The 19,432-nt window shown below is 44.4% G+C and carries 19 protein-coding genes; 7 read left to right on the top strand and 12 right to left on the bottom strand.

Annotated elements, in window-relative coordinates:
• Nucleotides 1-51: 51 nt before the first annotated feature.
• The gene (locus HY960_12400; protein ID MBI5216543.1) at nucleotides 52-798 is read right to left on the bottom strand and encodes an electron transfer flavoprotein subunit beta/FixA family protein; all 747 of its coding nucleotides are present in this window, start codon (nucleotides 796-798) and stop codon (nucleotides 52-54) included.
• Between the two features lie 266 nt (nucleotides 799-1,064).
• Here HY960_12400 and fbp point away from each other — a divergent pair, with 266 nt between their 5' ends.
• From fbp to HY960_12365, 7 genes are all read left to right on the top strand, one after another.
• The gene (fbp, locus tag HY960_12395) at nucleotides 1,065-2,075 is read left to right on the top strand and encodes a class 1 fructose-bisphosphatase (GenBank protein ID MBI5216542.1); all 1,011 of its coding nucleotides are present in this window, start codon (nucleotides 1,065-1,067) and stop codon (nucleotides 2,073-2,075) included.
• A gap of 120 nt (nucleotides 2,076-2,195) precedes the next feature.
• On the top strand, nucleotides 2,196-3,752 hold the full coding sequence (locus HY960_12390) for a hypothetical protein (GenBank protein MBI5216541.1): 1,557 nt from the start codon (nucleotides 2,196-2,198) through the stop codon (nucleotides 3,750-3,752).
• A 26-nt stretch (nucleotides 3,753-3,778) separates the two neighbouring features.
• On the top strand, nucleotides 3,779-4,018 hold the full coding sequence (locus HY960_12385; protein MBI5216540.1) for a YgiT-type zinc finger protein: 240 nt from the start codon (nucleotides 3,779-3,781) through the stop codon (nucleotides 4,016-4,018).
• A gap of 74 nt (nucleotides 4,019-4,092) precedes the next feature.
• Nucleotides 4,093-4,290, top strand: coding sequence for a hypothetical protein (locus HY960_12380; GenBank protein ID MBI5216539.1), 198 nt, complete (start codon nucleotides 4,093-4,095; stop codon nucleotides 4,288-4,290).
• Between the two features lie 5 nt (nucleotides 4,291-4,295).
• A complete protein-coding gene (locus HY960_12375; protein MBI5216538.1) occupies nucleotides 4,296-4,511 on the top strand; it encodes a DUF2283 domain-containing protein in 216 nt (71 codons plus the stop codon).
• Between the two features lie 124 nt (nucleotides 4,512-4,635).
• Nucleotides 4,636-6,054 carry a hypothetical protein gene (locus tag HY960_12370; GenBank protein MBI5216537.1) on the top strand — a complete coding sequence of 473 codons (1,419 nt, stop codon included), beginning with the start codon at nucleotides 4,636-4,638 and terminating at the stop codon, nucleotides 6,052-6,054.
• Nucleotides 6,055-6,181: 127 nt separating this feature from the next.
• On the top strand, nucleotides 6,182-6,877 hold the full coding sequence (locus tag HY960_12365; GenBank protein ID MBI5216536.1) for an aspartate/glutamate racemase family protein: 696 nt from the start codon (nucleotides 6,182-6,184) through the stop codon (nucleotides 6,875-6,877).
• A 59-nt stretch (nucleotides 6,878-6,936) separates the two neighbouring features.
• Here HY960_12365 and HY960_12360 read toward each other — a convergent pair whose 3' ends face one another.
• From HY960_12360 to HY960_12310, 11 genes are all read right to left on the bottom strand, one after another.
• The gene (locus tag HY960_12360) at nucleotides 6,937-8,325 is read right to left on the bottom strand and encodes an ammonia-forming cytochrome c nitrite reductase subunit c552 (protein MBI5216535.1); all 1,389 of its coding nucleotides are present in this window, start codon (nucleotides 8,323-8,325) and stop codon (nucleotides 6,937-6,939) included.
• A 153-nt stretch (nucleotides 8,326-8,478) separates the two neighbouring features.
• Nucleotides 8,479-8,943, bottom strand: a complete 465-nt coding sequence (gene nrfH, locus HY960_12355; protein ID MBI5216534.1) for a cytochrome c nitrite reductase small subunit — start codon at nucleotides 8,941-8,943, stop codon at nucleotides 8,479-8,481.
• A gap of 37 nt (nucleotides 8,944-8,980) precedes the next feature.
• Nucleotides 8,981-10,945, bottom strand: coding sequence for a S9 family peptidase (locus tag HY960_12350; protein ID MBI5216533.1), 1,965 nt, complete (start codon nucleotides 10,943-10,945; stop codon nucleotides 8,981-8,983).
• Between the two features lie 59 nt (nucleotides 10,946-11,004).
• The gene (locus HY960_12345) at nucleotides 11,005-12,300 is read right to left on the bottom strand and encodes a (Fe-S)-binding protein (protein MBI5216532.1); all 1,296 of its coding nucleotides are present in this window, start codon (nucleotides 12,298-12,300) and stop codon (nucleotides 11,005-11,007) included.
• An 83-nt stretch (nucleotides 12,301-12,383) separates the two neighbouring features.
• The gene (locus HY960_12340) at nucleotides 12,384-13,064 is read right to left on the bottom strand and encodes a rhomboid family intramembrane serine protease (GenBank protein MBI5216531.1); all 681 of its coding nucleotides are present in this window, start codon (nucleotides 13,062-13,064) and stop codon (nucleotides 12,384-12,386) included.
• 150 nt (nucleotides 13,065-13,214) lie between these two features.
• Entirely contained in the window at nucleotides 13,215-13,889 is a 675-nt protein-coding gene (locus tag HY960_12335) for a hypothetical protein (GenBank protein ID MBI5216530.1), read from the bottom strand.
• A 38-nt stretch (nucleotides 13,890-13,927) separates the two neighbouring features.
• Nucleotides 13,928-15,475: a DUF2851 family protein gene (locus tag HY960_12330; protein ID MBI5216529.1), complete on the bottom strand. Its 1,548-nt coding sequence runs from the start codon at nucleotides 15,473-15,475 to the stop codon at nucleotides 13,928-13,930.
• Nucleotides 15,476-15,513: 38 nt separating this feature from the next.
• Nucleotides 15,514-15,891, bottom strand: a complete 378-nt coding sequence (locus HY960_12325; GenBank protein MBI5216528.1) for a GxxExxY protein — start codon at nucleotides 15,889-15,891, stop codon at nucleotides 15,514-15,516.
• Nucleotides 15,892-15,929: 38 nt separating this feature from the next.
• Nucleotides 15,930-16,754, bottom strand: coding sequence for an orotidine-5'-phosphate decarboxylase (pyrF, locus tag HY960_12320; protein MBI5216527.1), 825 nt, complete (start codon nucleotides 16,752-16,754; stop codon nucleotides 15,930-15,932).
• A 51-nt stretch (nucleotides 16,755-16,805) separates the two neighbouring features.
• Entirely contained in the window at nucleotides 16,806-17,201 is a 396-nt protein-coding gene (locus HY960_12315) for a hypothetical protein (protein MBI5216526.1), read from the bottom strand.
• An 86-nt stretch (nucleotides 17,202-17,287) separates the two neighbouring features.
• Nucleotides 17,288-19,405, bottom strand: coding sequence for a S9 family peptidase (locus HY960_12310; protein MBI5216525.1), 2,118 nt, complete (start codon nucleotides 19,403-19,405; stop codon nucleotides 17,288-17,290).
• Nucleotides 19,406-19,432 lie beyond the last annotated feature (27 nt).

The following is a 19,432-nucleotide window of genomic DNA, read 5'->3' as shown; positions in this document are numbered from 1 at the left end:
ATTAAAAAATGTTATGTGTTGTGAGTTGTACATGCAACCGCTAATTCGAAATTAAAAGACTTTCGCTTCCTCTCGTAACAATCTCACCAACTCAGGAACTGCCGTTGCATCCGTCCCGACAATTTTTCCTGCTTGTTTTGCCGGAGGCATTCGCATCGCAACAACGTCAACTTTCGGGGCGAGCGTGGCGGGTTGTTTCTCTTCAATCGGTTTTGTTTTTGCCGACATGATTCCTTTCAGCGATGGATAACGCGGTTCGTTCAAACCTTTTTGTGCGGAAATCACGCACGGAAATTGTGTCTCCACAACTTCATGCCCGCCTTCGATTTCCCGTTCGCACACCACTTTATCTACGCTTGCTTCGAGTTTGATAACGGTATTGACGGTAGGAATTCCAAGAAATTCTCCGACAAGTCCTGCTACCGATTCATCATAATAATCAATTGATTGTTTCCCGAAGAGGACGCAATCGGGCGAACGCTGTTTCAGTTCTTCCGCGAGTGCAAATGCAACCGAGTATGAATCTCGTGGTGAATCGTCTTTGAGGAGAACGGCTTTTTCGACGCCCATCGCAAGCGCTTTGCGGAGTGTTTCTTTGTGTGTATCGCCGCCGAGCGAGAGGGCGAACGTTTCTCCGCCAAACTGTTCTTTCAGTTTCAGCCCGGCTTCAATGGCAAATTCATCGTAGGGATTGAGAATAGAATTGACGCCTGATTTATCAATCGTTTTTCCGTCAGCGCCGACTTTCACTTTCGTTTCAGTATCGGGAACGTGATTGATACAAATTGCAATCTTCATGGATGTTCAGTTTCTGAGTGGTTATAAGAGAAGTGCTAAAATTTTCGGCACAATATAGTTATGATTGCCAAAATAGGCAAAAACAATCAATTCAAAATTAAAAATGCAAAAGGAAAAATTATGTCCCTTGCGCCCTGCTCCTTTTCACCCTTGCCTTTTACCCGATAGTTATTATTCGTTAGTTGACAAAGAGGTGTTTGAATAACAAGAATCCTTTTACTACATTTTCACGCCAACACAATGTTCTATCAACGAGAAAGTACCCGATGACATCCACAAAAAAATTTATGACGCTCGAACGGTTCATCAATGAGCAGGAGCAATTACACCCGAATGCGACAGGAGAATTTACCGGTTTGTTGCACGATTTATCACTTGCCGCGAAACTTGTTTGGCGCGAAGTAAGCAAAGCCGGGCTTGTTAACATTCTCGGAACTACGCACCGGCTCAACAAGAGTGGTGATGTTGTGAAGAAACTTGATGAATTTGCGGATGAAACAGTTTACCGCGCAATGGATCATGGCGGTCACGTCTGCGTGATGGCATCGGAAGAGAACGAAGATATTCTTCACATTCCCGACCACTACAAGGCAGGGAAGTACGTCTTTTTGTTTGACCCGCTTGATGGTTCATCAAACATAGATGCAAACATTACACTGGGAACTATCTTTGCAATTTACCAGCGCATCTCTCCCGAAGGAAAGGGGACGCTCGAAGATTGTTTGCAACCGGGTTACAAACAACTTGCCGCTGGATATATCATCTATGGAACAAGCACCATGTTTGTTTATACGACCGGGCGAGGTGTGCACGGATTCACACTCGACCCTTCGGTTGGCGAGTTTTTGCTTTCGCATGAAAATATCCGTGTCCCGAAGAAAGGAAAAATTTACAGCATGAACGAAGGGAACTATCGAAATTGGGATGACGGGATGAAACGTTACATTGATTATCTCAAAGAAACAGATAAAGCAACCAATCGCCCTTACTCGCTCCGCTACATCGGCACGATGGTTGGCGATGCGCACCGGACGTTGCTCTACGGCGGCATCTTTGCATACCCCGGCGACAAGAAAAATCCCGACGGGAAACTCCGGCTTTGTTATGAATGTAACCCGATGGCATTTATTATAGAGCAGGCAGGCGGACGTTCGAGTAACGGCAAGCACAGCATCCTTCAGATTCAACCGACTGCGTTGCACGAACATACTCCCGTATTTCTCGGAAGCGAGGAAGATGTGCTGATTTGTGAAGAATTTTTATCCGGCAAAAGGTAAAATCTTTATAAAAAGATAAATTTTCCTTATATCATTATTGATACCCACAACAAAATTTTGTACCTTCACTCTGCCCTTAGGGGCATGGTTTCTTGATTTATTACTCAGAAAGAATCGGCTATGAAAACATTTTACCTCTTATCAAGCAGTTTGTTCCTACTTTTTCTCAGTAGTCTCATCTTTATCTCGTGTGATGATGATGGGTTGATTGAGGATACAACTCCGCTTTTATCAGAACCTGCGGCGCTCAGCATTTCAACGGGAATGACCGGTTCGATTGCTGTTTCAGGCGGACAAACTCCATACTCGATTCAGGTTGGACCTGATACAACATTCTGCACGGCTACGATTGCAACTATCGGTCTTGTAACGGTAACACCGAAAGCCGCCGGGGCAACTTCGATAACTGTTCAGGACGCATCCGACCCGGTTCGCACCGTGACGATTCCAATAACGATTTCCATCGGACATGGAAATATCAACGTTGCATGGACGATTAACAATCTGGCGTCAAACTTATTATGCCCGCAAGTGAATTCATCGCAAGTGCGAATAACGATTGATGGTTACTCACCGGTTCTTCGTACATGCGGAGACGGCGTGTACACGTTCACAAGTATCACAGCTGGAAACCACACTTTCACAGCCGAACTGCTTGACCCGTTGAACAATGTTCTTTCTACCGTGAATCAATCAATATTCGTTGTGGCAAATCAGGATTTGATGCTCTCAATTAATTTCAACGCGCCGTTAATTGTCGGCTCACTGAATTTTGCTTGGACAATTGACGGACAAGTTGCAAGCACCGGATGTTCGAGCGCAAACTCAACAAGCGTACGCCTCACTGTCGGCAATCTTTCCCCGATGATTGAGCCATGCTCGAACGGGCAATTAACAATGAACAATATTCCATCCGGTACGTACACGATGGTCGCTGATTTGCTTGATGCAGGAAATACAATTCTCAGTCAGCGAGTCGAAAGTATTACTATTCTCACAAATCAAACAGCAAATGTAAATCTTGATTTTAATACCGGACCGTTAGTCGGTTCTGCAACAATCAATTGGACTGTGAACGGCGGAACGAATTGCCCGGCTGGTGGAAACATCAGCATTACCGTCACCGGACCTTCGGCAGGTAATTATAACGTAAGTTGTTCTGCGGGTACGTATCAAATATCCAATCTCGGTCCCGGAACATATTCGTTTGATTTGGTATTGACCGACCCCGCACAGCCCGGACAACAAGCAACCGTATCAGCACAGAATGTAAATGTTATCGCCTACAACGATGCAAGTATTTCGCTTGATATTTCCTGCTTGTTCTGCGGCGGAACACCAACCACCGGAAATGCACAAATAGATGTTACCTGTACAGGTCCCGCATGCGGATTAACAGGAACACTTCGTTTCATTCTGAAAGATTGCGGTGTCGGAACTCCGGCACAAAGCACAGGAACATACACCGGAGTTACACTCAGCGCAGGAACTCCGAACTCGCACACGTTCAGTAACGTACTCTCCGGAGGACGTTGCGTTCAAGTGTATCTCGATGTTGACAACAGCGGAACGCTGAACACGGGCGATGCGTACATGAGTCTCGGTGAAGCAAACGTAGTTATCCTTGGCGGGCAAACAGCGACATTGAGTGTGCAGTTGGATGCGGTAAGCCCATAATTCTCAAATGAAACAGAGCAATCAATTTGAAACAATGTCATGTCTGTGGTTCTGCAGAACTTAGTCATTCTGTACGAAGCGAAGTATTTGAAAACGAGGGGAAGCATGTTCTCGTGGAAAACATTCCTGCAGAAATTTGTTCCCGTTGTGGTGAGCGAATCTTTAGCAGGGAAACCACAGAGAAAGTCCGGCTTATGGTACATGGAAATGCAAAGCCGGTGAAGTCTGTTTCGATGGATGTATTTGCTTATGAAAGAATTAGCTAATGAATAGTTTGCCAATCACGAATTTGTAAGGCGGGATTAATCAGATGTTCTTTTCAAGACATGCGAAAAACAGAATGAGAAAATTCAAACTTACCCAAGAAGAAGTTGAACAAACTGTTAGCAATCCTCTCTATGTAGAAGACGACATCAAAGGAAGAAAAAACGCATGGCAATCGTATTATGACCGATTTATAAAAGTTACTTACATTGTAGAAGAAAACAGGACAATCATCATAACGGCAACAATTAAAGAACGAATTTCAAAGGATTGATAACCATGAAAATACTATACGATAAAGATGTAGATGGGTTGTATATCGAACTCCGGGACAACACAGCACATCATAATATTGACATTATTCCCGGCGTAAGTATGGACGTGGATGAAAACAACCAAATAGTTGGCATTGAAGTGTTAGATGCATCTGAGATATTGAAAGAAAATCTCTATGATTTGGAAATTCATCAAGTGCCAATGAAAAAAGCTGTTTGAAGATTTACAGGAAATGTGTATGTAAAAACACTGAACACCAACTACAAACCGAAAGCCAACTCTCTACCCCTGTAACCTTTTCCTCCCTCCCTCCGTTTCATTGGTACAACAATCAGGATGAACCATGAAACGAATGCTTCTCTCACTCATCATTTTCGCCGTGATACTTCCGGCGACTGTTCTTTCTCAGCTTCCTGTCATTTCTCATTACAATCTCAACATCCAACTCTTCCCGAAAGATGAATCGCAAACAGCAACTGCCCGGTTGACAATTTCAAACACGACGGAGAAATCTTTCAAGGAACTTCCGCTTGTCCTCTATCGCCTGCTTGATGTTCAATCAGTAGCAGACGAAGCGGGGGAAGCACTACATTTCACTCAGGATATTCAGCGATTTGATGATGCGGCAACGCTACAGGCAAATCTCATCTCCGTGACACTTTCGAAGCCATTACTACCGAAACAAACGACTATCATCGCGATGAAATACAACGGTGCAATCTATGGCTACCCGGAAGTTATGGCGTACACGCACGACAGGATTGATGAACACTATTCATTGCTTCGTCCCGACGTATTAGCGTATCCACTTCTCTCCAAGCCATCGTTTTCAGGACGGGGTTCGATTCTCTATCAATTATTTACCTACAATCTCGAAGTCACCGTTCCAAATTCTTACACCGTTGCATGCGGCGGTGTACTAAAAAATGTTGTCAACAGCAAAGACTCATCAACATTTATCTTTGAAAGCAAAGCGCCGACGTGGCGAATGGATATTGCCGCGGCGAAATTTTCCACAGTGAAAGATGAATCACAGAAACTATTTATCTACACGATGCCGGAAGATTCACTTGGCGCGCATCATGTTTTGCGCGGAATGAAGAACGTTATTGCGTTGTACTCGCGTCTATTCGGAGAGGTGGAAAATTATCAGGGCTACACAGCGATTGAAATTCCTGATGGTTGGGGTTCACAGGCGGGAGATTATTATTTCATGCAAACATCTGCCGCGTTTCGCGACACGAACAAACTCTCGGAAGTGTACCACGAGATCGGACATTCATGGGACCTGAGCGCGAAGCCCGAAGTACAACGATGCAGATATTTTGATGAAGCATTCGCCTCGTACTTTGAAGCCCTTGCAATCAAAGAGTTTAATGGCGAGCAGGCATTTCTTGATGACATGGAACGAAGCCGGGAAATGTTTGCCCGGTGGGTGAACTATGATAAGAAATACGGTGAAACACCGATTGCTGAGTACGGGAAATCAGAACTTGGTCAGATGTCGTACACGAAGGGCGCGTGGTCGTTGTATGTTTTGCATCGGTTGCTCGGTGATGAAGAATTTAGAACGCTCATCAAAACATTGCGGAAAGAGTTCGATGGCAAATCCATTGACTTCAAAGAATTTCAGAAAACAACAGAGAGAACTTCGAAGAAAAATCTAAACAAGTTTTTCAATGAATGGATTTTCGGTGCAGAATCTTCTCTTCTTATGCTTGACAACATTCCGATTGACAACATTCTTAAACGGTATCAATAACGTTGCGCTCTTTGCCTGCCCGCCGTCCACTAAGCGGGACTTTGGCAGGCGGGCGTCTTCTTCGAGTGCTTTGCGGTAAAAAAAGTTTGAAGTTTTCAGTAGGATCTTCTACATTTGAATAAGAACTATGAAAACTATCGGTCTCATCGGCGGGATGAGTTGGGAATCAACTCTCCACTACTATCGCATCATCAATGAAGAAGTGAAACGGAAACTTGGCGGATTCCATTCTGCAAAGTGTGTTATGGTCAGCGTTGACTTTGAAGAAATCGAACGCTTGCAACGGGAAGGAAGGTGGAAAGAGATGGGAATCATTCTCAATGAAGCGGCAAAAAACCTTGAACGAGCCGGCGCGGATTTTTTTGTTCTCTGTACGAACACGATGCACAAAGTCGCTGAACAAATTCAGAACAACGTTAACATTCCGTTTCTCCACATCGCAGATGCAACGGCGAAGAATATCAAACAGCAAAATATTTCAACCGTCGGATTGCTAGGAACAACGTACACGATGGAACAGGAATTCTACACATCGAAATTGAAAGCAAACAATCTCCGTGTGATAATTCCAGATGCGCAGGAACGGGAAATCATTCATCGTGTTATTTTTGATGAACTCGTTCACGGCATCATTAAAGAAGAATCAAAGAATCGTTACCAAAGCATCATGAAGAATTTGGCAACGCGGGGAGCGGAAGGAATAATTTTAGGTTGTACGGAAATCGGTTTGCTTGTCAAGCAAGAAGATGCAACTGTTCCGTTGTTTGATACAACACTCATTCATGCGCAGGAAGCGGTACGATATTCTCTCGAAGAAGTATAATGGAATAAAAAAACATTCCGACACGAGCGAGATTTCCCGACGCCACAGGTTCTTCCGAATCATTTCTTCACAACTAAATTCCTCAATGCCACCTGCCCTTTGCGAGAGAAGTTGATTGACTCTCCGAGAATTCGTTCCGCTTCCTGCGGAGCGTGGAAACCGGTTGAGTTCTCCGCTTCGACAAAATCCAAGTAGAATTGTGCCTTGCGTTGAAACTGTTGTGCTGTTTTGACAGATGGAAGGGTCGAGTCCGCAGTTCTTACCGTTTTCAAATCATCAATCAATTCCATGAGAGCATCCATCGCGAGATTTCTCATGCGGAATGTTCGCTCCTGAATTGTCTCTACCCGCGCTTTCAATTCATCTTCCGACCACTTATGACACGTCTGACAAGAACGATTGATTTTCAATAGCGGGCTGTTGACGTGATGGTCAGAAATCTTCAACGCACCAACTCGTTGATACGGCATGTGACAATCCGCGCACGCTACCCCTGAACGCGCGTGAATTCCCTGATTCCACAGTTCAAATTCGGGATGTTGTGCTTTCAGTGCCAGTGCACCGGTTTCTTTGTGTGTCCAATCTTTAAACTCAACTTCATCGTAGTAAGCCAGAATACTATCCACCTGTAATCCTTTGTGCCATGGATACGTGAGCCGCTTTTCCGGTCCTTTGAAATAATATTCGACGTGGCATTGTCCGCAGACATACGAACGCATCTCCTGCCTCGTTGCCATTTTGTTCACGTCATAGTCGGCAATTCCCTGCGATGATTTCAGCACGCGCATTCCTTCGATGAATCCGGGACGAGTGACGCGCAATTGCATCGTCTGTGAATCGTGGCAATCAATGCACGCAATCGGATGTTCGATATGAGTGCGTGCTTCTTTGTACGGCATCTGATTCATCTTTTCAAAGCCGGCAATCAAATCACCATTGCCCGCCTTCATGTATGGAACATAAACAGAACCGTGACAATGTAAGCACGTCCCCGGTTGCTTCACAACATTCACCCGCTCAGTAAATGTTTGGTCATCAAGCATGTATGCGTGCCCGCGTTCTTCTCTGAAATCCACAGCAAACGCGTAGCCCGACCACATAGTCTTCAAACGCGGGTCTTCTTCGATGCGTGACTGCGCAACAACGGAACGCGGGTCGGCTTGTGTCGGTGTTCTCGGTACCGCTTCGCTTCCGCCGAATCGTGTTCGAACCTGATCCACGGTCCGCATGTACTCATCATATTGCATCGGGAAATTCTTTCCCCACATAACCGGGTCTTCCGTCGTGTCAGTCAACTCGACGACACGAAAGAACGGATTTTTCGCCTCCTGTTTATGTTCCATGATGTTCACAAGAAGCGCGGCAGAACCGAACGCGGCTCCGGCGATTAACGCGGTCACAAAAATGTAGAAACGAAAAGAGTGTCTGTTTTCTTTTTGTTGATTCATAAATTTACTACTGGTTACGGGTTACAGATTTTGTGTTTTGGGTATAATTTTTCGGGTTGAAAGATTCAAGATTCAGGATTTAGAATTAAAGTTTCAGATTCCATTTATTGATTATTGCCAAATGACCAATGACTAATGACTATGAACAATTGACTAATGCAGATGTCCAACCGATGAATGGCATTGAAGACACGCGAGTTGTTCTCCTTCTCCATGCGGTCCTTCGATTGCTTCGACAATCGGTTCGTGGCATTTTCGGCACGCCTGTTCGGTAACTTCTTTATTATGTGGTTTGATTTGAATCGGCTCGTGGAAATCGCCCGAAGTAAACGCGAACGAATGCCAAAATCCGTTCGATGCTTTCGTCATGTATTTTGAAACGAACCCGGGCGGCGTATGGCAATCATTACAAACGGCAACAGAACGGTGACTCGACTTCAACCATGAGGAATATTGGTCGTTCATGATGTGGCAGTTTGCGCAGGCGGCAGGGTCGTTCGTCATGTACGAGCCGCCTTTGGCGTAGATAAACGTGTACGAACCGACGCCGACCGCCAAGCCAAACAACATGCTCAGCACAATCGTAATGGTTGATTCGATAAGGAGATATTTTTTCATAAATTTTCGATTGACGATTGAGTCAATGATTCATTCGTCATTTTAAAAGAAACTCTCTCATGAACAACACCGTGGAGTAAAATTGAAAATCCTGATTTTTCTTCTTCGCAAACCCGTGTCCTTCATCGTTTGCCATGAGATACCACACAGGCGTGTTACTCTTTTTTAATGACGCTACGATTTGGTCTGCTTCGGTGTAAGGAACGCGCGGGTCGTTCTTCCCCTGAATGACGAACATCGGCTTCTTGATGTTCTCGACATTGTTCAGAGGTGCAATCTTGTTGAGATACTCGCGCATCTTCTCATCACGTTCATCTCCGTATTCGACACGGCGAAGGTCGCGGCGGTACGCTTCCGTTCGCTCGAGAAACGTGACAAGATTCGACATGCCGACAATATCAATTGAGCAACGGATTTTGTCAGAATAAAATGTGGAAACAGCAAGCGTCATGTGCCCGCCGTAACTTCCGCCTGTTATCATGATGCGGTCACCGTCGAGTTCCAGTTGTTGTTTAATCCAATCAAGCAATGCTTCGAGGTCTTTATACGAATCTTCCCGCTTGAAACCGTTGTCGAGTTTGACGAACGTTTTTCCATATCCTGTCGAGCCGCGGATGTTCGGGAAAATCATTGCCACTCCCATTTCGTTTAGGAAGTAATTATTGCGCCCGAGAAAACCGGGACGGGATTGTCCCTCCGGTCCGCCATGAATATTGACAATCACCGGATATTTCCCCGAAAATTTTGCAGGCGGTTTGTACAGAAAACCGGAAATCATTTTTCCATCGAATGATTTCCATTTGATAAGTTCGGGTTCGGGAAAATTACTGACATTCAATCCGCCTGTTTCGCTTTCCGTCCACCGTTCGAGTTTTCCTGTTGTTACATCGAGTGAATAGACATCGTTGGTAGAACGGGCAGAGTTGATATTGAGAGCGAGCGTTGTGTTATCGCTGTGCCAACCGATGCCACCGACGAGTCCGACTGGAAGTTTCGGCAACGGTAATTCTTTTTTTGTTGCTACATCAAGAACATGCAAGACGCTGATTCCGTCTTCATTGGAAATGTATGCTATTCTTTTTCCGTCATCCGAAAGTGAAAAACCGTCAACATCCCAATTGAGGTTTTCGACGATGGGAGTTTGCTTCTTCAAAGCAATATCAAAATAGACAAGTCGTCTGAACTCAGAATTCAAATCGCTCGTCACATAAAATCCTTTTCCATCATTGGTGAATTGTCCTCCGCCATACGCGACTTGTTCTTTTCCATCTTTCGACGTGAGCAATGATTTTTCCCCTGTTGCAACATCTACTAAATAGAGATACGATTCGTTCACAGAAATTCCTTCCTGCAACAACATCCATTTTCCATCAGGAGACCAGTCGCCTACGCTCCATCCGCCTCCTTCCAACTGGCAAAGCATTTTATCGCTCGAAGGTTCTAACGGATTGATGACGTACACATCGAGATCTTTGTTGTTTCTTCGTGTTGAAGAATATGCAAGCCACTTTCCATCACGTGACCAAGAACCGATAAGGTTGCGGGATTTTCCGTCGGTGAGCATGGTGACGTTGCCCGATGAAATATCAAACCGGAAAATCTGAAACCATTCTCCGCCGCCAACATCTTTACTGAAGATGAAGTAATTCTCATTTTTCGGATTGAACGACGCGCCGCCGATACGTTCAGGAAAGAACGTCATCTGTGTTCGTGCGCCGCCGGGGAACTTCACGTAATGAACCTGCGGAACATCTCCGAAGCGTGTACTGATAAGCATCTCGTGTTTTGTCGGATGCCAACTTGAAAACGATGCCGAGCGAAACTCCGTATAACGGCTGACTTCTTCTGCAATGGAAGAAGGAATTGCCGGAATACCGTCAATGGTGAGATTATCTCCGGGGAGAATATCCTTCGATTGACTGAAAGCAATGGTTAAACAAAAGAGGGATACAATACTGAGAGAGAGGAGTTTTTTCAACTTTATTCCTTTGATAAAATTCATGCTGAATATAGGAGACTTCGCACAGAGAATCAAATTCTGTAATTTTTTTCACCCGCGATTCAATGGACAGACTCTTTCTTGAAATAGCTCCTGTTCAATAACGTAACGGGATGAACAACTTCAACGTTCAGCCAGTTTTTTTTCATTCCGTATTGAAGTTGGAGATGGCACCCGGGATTTGCTGTCACAATAATCTCTGCCTGTGTTGATTCAAGATTCTTCATCTTCCGTTCAATCATCTTCATTGAGTCTTCGAAGCGGAGAACATTGTAAATGCCTGCGCTTCCGCAACACCATGTCGCTTCCGGTAATTCCACAAATTCAATTCCCGGAATTTGCTTCAACAGTTGTCTCGGTTGCTGACTGATTTTCTGTGTGTGGACAAGGTGACATGCTTCATGGTAGGTAACACGCTTGTATATTGAGACTGTCGGAGGTAGAAGTTCGATCCCGGCAAGAAACTCCGTAATGTCTTTTGTTTTGCTTGATAGTTGCTCTGCTTGTTCCGCCATCTCACTAACATCGGCAAACAATTTTCCATATTCCTTCATGAACGCACCACAACCTGCCGCGTCAATAATCAATGCATCAAACTCGAATTGATTGAATGTGGCAATATTTTTTCGGGCAAGTTCTTTCGCCTGTTTGATTTCACCATTGTGTCCATGCAGAGAGCCACAACAGACTTGTGCTTTCGGAATGACGACTTCAAATCCGTTTTTCAACAGAACTTCGATTGCATCACGGTGAATCTCTGCAAACGCAACGTTCATGATGCAACCGGAAAGAAACGCAACCCGTCCGCGTACATCTCCCTCCGGTTTGATGATTTCGGGAAATGATTCATCAAAAAAAGAATCTGAAACATTTGGAAGAAGGGATTGCTTTTCATGCAACAAAGGAGAAAACAATTTGAGAATTTCCGATTGTTGAATTGCTTCCTGCAAACCCGAACGTTGGTACATCCACAACATTCTCGCCCAAAGTTTTGTCAATCGTTTTGAAGAAAGAATCCCAAGAAAAACAGATTTAAACCAATGGAGAAAATAAGTCTCTCTCCCTTGTTCAGAAATTACATTCCGCGCATCTTCGACAAGTTCTCCGTATTTCACTCCCGCAGGGCAGATTGTCTGACATGCCTGGCAGTCCAAACAGAAATACATTTCGTCAACAAACTTCGCGCTAACTTCGAGTTTATCCTCAAACACTTCCTTCATCAACCGGATGCGACCGCGCGGCGAAGACACTTCATTGAACGTGAGGTTGTACGTCGGACAAACGGGCAGGCACAAACCACAATGCAGGCACTTATGAAGGATGTCGTCGAGATTTGATTTCGGATTTCGGATTGTCAATTGCGAATTAATTGATTGATACGGGATGTGAGAAACACGATATGAGTTATCTCTAAGATTCATTACTGAGTACTGAATACTGATTACTCAGCCACATACTCACGTTTTTTCAAGATCGGCAACAGTGCGGCGCCTGCGGCAAACCCACCGATGTGTGCCCACCATGCAACGCCACCAGCATCGCCGCCAATACCAAGCGACATCACGCCGCTAAACATCTGCATGAGGAACCACAAACCGAGAAAAAGAAATGCAGGCAACTCTACCACTTGAAAGAAAATAAAAAGCGGAATGAGGGTCGAAACACGCGCACGCGGGAACAAGAACACATATGCACCTAACACTCCTGCAATAGCGCCGCTTGCGCCAATCATCGGCACTTCCGATTCCGGTGCGATGAAGACCTGTGTCAATGCCGCGGCTACTCCCGCAAGAAGATAAAAAACGATGTACTTGAAATGTCCGAGTCGGTCTTCTACATTATCACCGAACACATAGAGGAACAATATATTCCCGATGAGGTGCATAATGCCGCCATGAAGAAACATTGAAGTAAAAATTGTGAACGACGAAAAGATGCCGGAGAATTCATAATCGGCAGAAGCGGTGAGCCGCGCGGGAATCACGCCGAAGTAATAAAACAACTCGGCTTGATGTTCACCGAGCAAAAACTCGAAGCCAAACACCACAACATTTAATCCAATGATGATGTACGTAATGAACGGAGTCGTTCGTGAAGGGTTAGTATCTCGGAGAGGAATCATACTTTGATTTCGGATTCATGGTTGCCATAGCCATTTGTACTTTTCAACATACAATCTGCTTCTGTAAAAATGTATAGAAAAATCACTATCGTTTTTATTATTATGTGTTAGGGATGATACTCTGTAACAATGCTTATTAGTTTTTCTGATTTAAAATCCTGAGACATTAGGTCCGGCAGTTATTCGACCGTATTCATCTAAAATTAGATTAACTGTTCCACCCTTATTCAGCAAAGAATGCGCCTCAAGTTTAAGACTTGTCCCTAAAGTCGTTATCGAGAATGTCATAGTTCTGTCGTTACTAAATTCATAAAGATTTTGTTTTTCAAAACCATCATAAGTACCATCTTTATATTTTTCGTTCCGCTGTAAATTTTTATACGAAACCGCGCGCAATGCCAGTGCATACAAATTACATAATATCATATCAACATGACTTCTTATAAAGCGAGACTTATACATTGTATAATCTGTTCTCGTGTTTCCTCCATACCACCTATTCCATATATTTTCCGGCAATTCTTTTCCGAATATAATATTGTGTTCATCCACGGTTCCGATTAGTTTGATGGAATCACCCACTTCAACAAATAATTTGTCTGATGACAACTTGTAGCGTCCCTTGATTTGATAAATATATCCACTGTCTTCCCCTGACACTGCGGAGATTGAATTTCCGTCAACGCGAACATCTTGAGCGATTAACGTGTCATCGGGAGTAATCTCGATGATACTCCATTGTTGACCGATGTAAATTCCTTCGCGTAGCGAACTACATCCAATGAATGTCATCACAGTCAAACAAAACAGAATGGAAGTTTTCATTTTGTTCCCTTAAAATTAATTTTAAGTCGAAAAGTATTTCACTTAAACACCACCTTCCCCACCGCACACTCCCCGCACTGTTCCTCTGAACAATAGAACTTATACAACTGCAACGCGCCTTGTTGCAACTTTGCCGAGTTCAATTTGAATTTTTTCGACGAGTCGAATTTTCGACTCTTCAGCAGTTGCTCGTCTATTGTTTTGAGAATGGAGTTTTCTGTTGCAGGGAGGCAACGCTCGAACACATCTAACGTTGCGCGGCGGACATCTTTATCTTTAAAAATACGTGCGTACAGAAAGCAAACCGGCACGACAACATTCTGTACAATTTCATCCGCGCGGGAGTTACCAATCAGTTTTGTCAGTTCCTTTTTCGCTTTCTCCCCGAACCGGTAATGCGTTTTCCAGAATCCATCGGCATCAACCATAAAGAGTTCTGTCATGCGACGGTGTTTTTCTTTGCTGTTCAGTTCCTGATTTTTCAAAATCTGAATGAGTGATTTGAGAAGTCGTTTGTTTAACAACGAAGAGACAAGACGTGACGCACCGGCAAGCCGTATTGTCGGGAAGTTATCCGGTCGCAACCGGAAGAACTGCCATTCGGTTTCTTCACAGCACTCATTGCGATAGAGTTTTTGAGATTTCTTCCACGAGGTTTGCAGCAGCGAAACATACTCTTTGGTCGCTTCGTCGTCCGTTCGTTTCGGAGAAGCAAGCAAACCGGAAACACCAAACAGGAGCGCTTCAAGTTCGAGTTGCGGATTTGATGAACGGGCGGAACTTATTGTATCGGCAAGCCAATGAAGCGGGACGTTTCGGGCAAGTTTTACAAACGGTTGTTGATTCTTGGAGTAGCCGAGCGCTTCCATGAATCCTTCGTAGAGAAGTTGTTCCCACAAGTGCGAGTTGGTAAAATCCCGCGACGAATATTCCTGTACAGGCGGCGGCAAATCTTCCGGGTTAATGCCGAACGGAATTTCCCCGAAACGGGGCGGCTCTTTCAGTGAAAGTTTTGTTTCGTCAATCAATTCCTTGAGTCGTTCTTCAAAACGTCGCATCTTCAGTTCGATGCGCTCGACCGCAAGTTTATTCAACCATCTTTGAATGAGGGCAGAATCCACATCATCATTCTTCTCAAAACATTTGATTGTCGCCAGCCGTTCCGAGCGTTCATCGAGAATCATCTTTTCCCACAACTCACGGAACGAAGAAGTGAGATAATGTTCAAGAATCAGAACAGGAACCTCGCGGTTGCTTTTCGTTTTCGTCGGCTCGAGTGTTTTGCTTCCCCGAAAGACAACATGAAGAATGACTTTGTTGTAGTTCGGGTCGTGTTGGTGAGAATGTTTTTCCCAGTCTTCAAGATTCTGATGCAACTCGACATCGCCCCGGTACAATATACCACCGATGCGAATCCGTGCATCGGAAAAATCTGGACCGCCGTCAGAATTAACTATGCCTGTTGAAAGAATTTCAATCGAACGGTTATCTGTTGTTCGGAGAATATCCGTTGCAAAATCCTGATGCTTCCAGAGTTGTCTCAGGAATCGTTCGGGAACGTGGTGGGATGGAGTTCGTTTTGACATACTTAGTTAAACCGCAAAGCGCGCAAAGCTACACAAAGTTATAGATTATTTGCAATTCTTCTGATTCCCTGTTTGATAAGTTTGACATTAAAATTAATGAGGAATCCTAACTTACATCCTGATAATTTCAGGTAGGTTAATATTTGAGCAAGATGGACATCATTCAGTGATTCAACAGATTTTATTTCGATAATGACTTTGTTTTCAACTAACAGGTCTAACCGGTATCCACAGTCCAACTTCACTTCGCGATAAATTACTGGAAGGGCTTTCTGCGCTTCAACTTGAATTCCCCGTTCATGTAATTCGTGTGTCAGACAAGCTTCGTATGTTGATTCTAACAAACCAGGACCAAGTGCTTGATGAACTTTGAAAGCACAATCAACTACAATTGTGGCAATTTCATTTTCTGTCATAAATCCTTTGCGGTTATTTTGCGCCCTTAGCGGTTGAACTAAAAATATTGTTCGCGGTATGCGTTGATTTGGTCTCGGTACTGAATCGCCGCTTCACGGGCTTTCTCTGCAAAATCGTCTCCGCCAGATGCATAAATAATTGCACGACCGATGTTGATAAGAGCAAGTTCTCCTTTCTTATTACAGCCATATCGAACGGTTGACTCAAGGTCGCCTTTCTGTGCCCCAATGCCGGGAATGAGGAGCGGCATCTCGGGGGCAAGTGTGCGGATACGTTTCAATTCTTCCGGTTTCGTCGCACCAACGACCAAGCCGACATTTTTTTTCACATTCCATTTTTTTGCTTGCGCCACAACATGCTCGTACAACGGCTTCCCGTTCACATTCAAATATTGAAAATCCTTCGCACTCTTGTTCGATGTCACCGCAAGGACAAACGCACATTGGTCGCGTCGTTTCAAAAACGGTTCAACTGCATCTTTTCCCATGTATGGATTGACTGTTGCTCCACCAAATTTCCAATCTTCAAAAAAAACTCGTGCCTGCATTTCTGCGGTGTTGCCGATATCTCCCCGTTTTCCATCGCCAATAGAAATAACTTCTTCCGGAAGCAACGCAAGAGTTTCATTGATAGTTTTCCAACTACGCGTACCCGTTACTTCATAAAACGCGAGGTTCAATTTGTACGCACAAACCAAATCTTTCGTCGCATCAATAATGCGGCGATTGAACTCGAGAAGAGGGTCTTCATACATGCGGAGAAACTCCGGCACCTTCAACACATCAGCATCAAGGCCTACACACAGAAGCGAATTGTTTTTGCGTTGAATGTGTTTGAGTTTTTGAACAAAAGAATTTTTCATCTATAACGAAATAAAAAATATTTGTAATACAAAGCGGCTTGCCAAAAAAATCTATGTTTTAAATAAAAGATTAGACAATAACAACATTAATAAACCGAATAATGCTAGCCCCGAAACAACAAGAACAAGAGTTATTTTACCTGCGAGTGTGGTTTCGGTTATTGTCACTTTCTCTATTTCATCAAAATTGATTGTACCAACAAATTCAAGAAACTCTCCTGTTTGCTTGTTAATAACTAACTTTCCTGTTCCGCGTATCATTTCATTTCCAACATTGACGACAGTGTAATCTCCGCTACGAAAGCGAATTATCCTGCCATCTTTTAAGAAAACTGTAATACTCTCTCCACTATCGTTTTCCAAATGTTCAGGACTAAATACCTGAGTATGGGTACAACCAGTTATCAACAACATAACAATAAGTAAGTAAACAATACATTTTTGCATGATAATTCCTTCAGTATTTACTTACAACGAACCAGCAATCCATTACTCCAACTCTCCATCAATCCAATACTCCGCTCCTCCATCGTTCAATATCTCGGTCCCGGCTTCAAATAATCTGCAAGCCATTTGAATACCGTGTTGTGCCATAACTCGCTGTTGAGAGGCTTCAATACCCAATGTCCTTCATCAGGGAAATAGAGAAATCTTGAACGGATTCCTTTGCGCTGAAGTGCGGTGAACAATTGCATTCCTTCAGTCACAGGAACGCGGTAATCCAATTCGCCGTGGATGACAAGCGTCGGTGTTTTGAAATTCTGTGCGTATTTATGCGGTGAAAATTTCTCAAAATCCGGAGTCTCCCACGGGATGCCGTGTTCCCATTCATCGAACCAGAGTTCTTCCGTTGTTCCGTAATTGCTGGTCGAGTTATACACGCCGTCGTGACAGACAATTGCTTTGAACTTATCCGTGTGTCCGTTGAGCCAGTTCATCATGTACCCGCCGAACGATGCGCCCGCCGCCGCCATGTGCGTCGCGTCTATGTACGGTTGTTGTTCCATAAAGGAGACTCCATTCATGACATCCTCAAAAACTTTTCCGCCCCAATCGCGGCTGATTTCATCAGTGAATTTCTGACCGAATCCCGTACTGCCGCGCGGGTTGGGAAGTGCAAGCACATATCCCTGTGCCGCCCAGAGTTGCGCACACCAACGATACGACCATGAATTCATAAACGCGCCCTGAGGACCGCCATGCACCCAATACACAAGCGGATATTTCAGCGATACATTAAACATCGGCGGTTTGATAATCCACATTTGCACGTCTTTTCCGCCTGCGCCTTTGAACCAGACATATTCCGGCGTGTTCATGAGAATTTCAGAAAACAATCTATCGTTCACCGTCGTGAGCGGCTTCAATCCTTTCCCGTCGGTTTTTTGTGTGTAAATTTCAATCGGCCGCGACAATGATTGATGTGAGAAGACGAGAAACTTTCCGTCAGAAGAAATATTCACTTCACTGTTCGTCGCGTTATCAACAATTTTCTTCGCGTCGTTTCCAGCAATCGTCACCGACCAGATTGGCTTGTTCGCTTTTTCTTCCGCATCGAAATACAATGTTTTACTATCGCTTGCCCAAACAAATACTTCCACGCTTGCATCAAAATTCTCGGTCAGGCTTTTCACTTTTCCCGTTGCGCGTTCAAGCAACATCAACTGCCAACGGTCGGCTTCAAATCCGGCGCGAGCTTGTGCTCGGTAAGCGATATATTTTCCGTCCGGAGAGTATCTCGGGAAACCATCTGCCGCAGCGTTAGTTGTAATTTGTTTTTTCTCTTTTGTTTTGAGATTGACAGAATAAATATCGTGGTTCGTGTTCCATGCTTCTGTTTCAACCGGAACGGGAGTTGCAGTGAAAGCAAGTTCGAGTCCGTCGGGAGAAAAATCGAAATCATCCCCTGCAGAAAATGTGGAAGAAGTCGGAACCGCATCTCTGTCGCCGGGAGTAACATTGAGCGGGTCACCGCCATCTGCCGGAATAACAAACAAGTGTTGCCGCTTTTCATCAACCCAACTATCCCAGTGACGATATAACAACGTTCCGAAGATTTTTGCTTTTACTTTACTGTTATCTTTCTCTTCCTGCTTTTTCCGGTTTGCGGCATCGCTCTGTGCGTACGGCATCTGCGAAAAATCCATATACACGGCAGAAACAAACGCTATTTGTTTTCCATCGCGAGACCAGACCGGTTGCGTTGCCTCTGTTGAGATGGAAGTTAATTGTTTCGCTTCGCCGCCATTGACATTCAAAAGAAAAATTTGAAACGAACCGTTCCTGTTCGATTCAAATGCAATCCGTTTTCCATCCGGCGACCAGCGAGGATGTCTGTCCGCTTTCGGACCGAACGTCAATTGGCGTGCTTCACCTCCTGCCGAAGGAATGAGCCAGATGTCGCTGTTCGATTTGTTCGCGGCTTTGTCAACTTCCGTTACAACGTAGGCAACCCATTTCCCGTCGGGAGAAAGTTGCGGGTCGGCTACGCGTTTTATTTTGAACAGGTCTTCGAGTTCCATCACTCTCGTCGGCTGCGCTATGAGCGGTGAGCTTAAAGCTATGAGCAGTGAGCAATAAGCAATGAGAGTGAATATATAATTGAAAATTTTAGATTGACGATTGGCGATTGAAATACTGTTTCTTTTCATAGTTCTTGTTAATAATGGTTTCTGGTT

It is taken from the genome of Ignavibacteriota bacterium (genome assembly GCA_016212665.1).
Taxonomy (GTDB): Bacteria; Bacteroidota; Ignavibacteria; order UBA10030; family SZUA-254; genus FW602-bin19.
Note: the sequence above shows the minus strand (reverse complement) of the source record. Positions and strands in the feature narration are given on the sequence as shown.

What these genes read in the sequence shown, in the direction of transcription:
- HY960_12375 (MBI5216538.1), top strand. Translation starts at nt 4,296, where the DNA reads ATGAAAATACTATACGATAAAGATGTAGATGGGTTGTATATCGAACTC.
- fbp (MBI5216542.1), top strand. Translation starts at nt 1,065, where the DNA reads ATGACATCCACAAAAAAATTTATGACGCTCGAACGGTTCATCAATGAG.
- HY960_12325 (MBI5216528.1), bottom strand. Translation starts at nt 15,891, where the DNA reads ATGACAGAAAATGAAATTGCCACAATTGTAGTTGATTGTGCTTTCAAA.
- HY960_12380 (MBI5216539.1), top strand. Translation starts at nt 4,093, where the DNA reads ATGAGAAAATTCAAACTTACCCAAGAAGAAGTTGAACAAACTGTTAGC.
- HY960_12350 (MBI5216533.1), bottom strand. Translation starts at nt 10,945, where the DNA reads ATGAATTTTATCAAAGGAATAAAGTTGAAAAAACTCCTCTCTCTCAGT.
- HY960_12330 (MBI5216529.1), bottom strand. Translation starts at nt 15,475, where the DNA reads ATGTCAAAACGAACTCCATCCCACCACGTTCCCGAACGATTCCTGAGA.
- HY960_12335 (MBI5216530.1), bottom strand. Translation starts at nt 13,889, where the DNA reads ATGAAAACTTCCATTCTGTTTTGTTTGACTGTGATGACATTCATTGGA.
- HY960_12400 (MBI5216543.1), bottom strand. Translation starts at nt 798, where the DNA reads ATGAAGATTGCAATTTGTATCAATCACGTTCCCGATACTGAAACGAAA.
- HY960_12360 (MBI5216535.1), bottom strand. Translation starts at nt 8,325, where the DNA reads ATGAATCAACAAAAAGAAAACAGACACTCTTTTCGTTTCTACATTTTT.
- pyrF (MBI5216527.1), bottom strand. Translation starts at nt 16,754, where the DNA reads ATGAAAAATTCTTTTGTTCAAAAACTCAAACACATTCAACGCAAAAAC.
- HY960_12315 (MBI5216526.1), bottom strand. Translation starts at nt 17,201, where the DNA reads ATGCAAAAATGTATTGTTTACTTACTTATTGTTATGTTGTTGATAACT.
- HY960_12310 (MBI5216525.1), bottom strand. Translation starts at nt 19,405, where the DNA reads ATGAAAAGAAACAGTATTTCAATCGCCAATCGTCAATCTAAAATTTTC.
- HY960_12370 (MBI5216537.1), top strand. Translation starts at nt 4,636, where the DNA reads ATGAAACGAATGCTTCTCTCACTCATCATTTTCGCCGTGATACTTCCG.
- HY960_12390 (MBI5216541.1), top strand. Translation starts at nt 2,196, where the DNA reads ATGAAAACATTTTACCTCTTATCAAGCAGTTTGTTCCTACTTTTTCTC.
- HY960_12365 (MBI5216536.1), top strand. Translation starts at nt 6,182, where the DNA reads ATGAAAACTATCGGTCTCATCGGCGGGATGAGTTGGGAATCAACTCTC.
- nrfH (MBI5216534.1), bottom strand. Translation starts at nt 8,943, where the DNA reads ATGAAAAAATATCTCCTTATCGAATCAACCATTACGATTGTGCTGAGC.
- HY960_12340 (MBI5216531.1), bottom strand. Translation starts at nt 13,064, where the DNA reads ATGATTCCTCTCCGAGATACTAACCCTTCACGAACGACTCCGTTCATT.